Source organism: Pseudoalteromonas sp. SG43-5, from assembly GCF_014164345.1.
GTDB lineage: Bacteria > Pseudomonadota > Gammaproteobacteria > Enterobacterales > Alteromonadaceae > Pseudoalteromonas > Pseudoalteromonas distincta.
The window spans coordinates 1-590 of sequence record NZ_JACJFA010000047.1 but is presented as its reverse complement, the minus strand read 5'-3'; the positions used below and the strand labels follow the sequence as shown (position 1 = coordinate 590).

General features: G+C 40.5%; 2 tRNA genes and 1 rRNA gene. All 3 read right to left on the bottom strand.

From position 1 onward, the window contains the following. Window positions 1–234: 234 nt before the first annotated feature. A tRNA-Ala gene (locus H5161_RS19950) sits at window positions 235–310 on the bottom strand. A 50-nt stretch (window positions 311–360) separates the two neighbouring features. After that, window positions 361–437, bottom strand: a tRNA-Ile gene (locus tag H5161_RS19945). A 76-nt stretch (window positions 438–513) separates the two neighbouring features. After that, window positions 514–590: ribosomal RNA gene (locus H5161_RS19940) — 16S ribosomal RNA — on the bottom strand; the annotation flags it as partial.

Genomic DNA, 590 nt, shown 5'->3' with positions numbered 1-590 from the left:
ATACCAATCAATCAACGTAAAACGTTAATCAAATGGCACTGAATGGTACTGCTACCATTCTTTTTTTACTTTTGAAAACTCTTGATAAATACAATGTATCTATCAGAATTTTATTATCAGCTTTTTCCAAATTTTTAAAGAGCAAGAGATACAAAAACCTCTCAAAATTAAACACACTCTATTCTCAGGCGGTTAATGGCCCGATAAAGAATATTTATTTTTAAGAAGTAAAAGTGGTGGAGCTAAGCAGGATCGAACTGCTGACCTCCTGCGTGCAAGGCAGGCGCTCTCCCAGCTGAGCTATAGCCCCACATATGCTGGTACTTACTGTTTTAACCATCTTCTTGATTAGACAAGAAGTGGTGGGTCTGAGTAGATTTGAACTACCGACCTCACCCTTATCAGGGGTGCGCTCTAACCAGCTGAGCTACAGACCCAAAACAATAAGTATTGTTCTCTTTACAATAACAATCATCTGTGTGGACACTACGAACAAATAAGTTCTAAATCGTATAAGGAGGTGATCCAGCCCCAGGTTCCCCTAGGGCTACCTTGTTACGACTTCACCCCAGTCATGAATCACTCCGTGG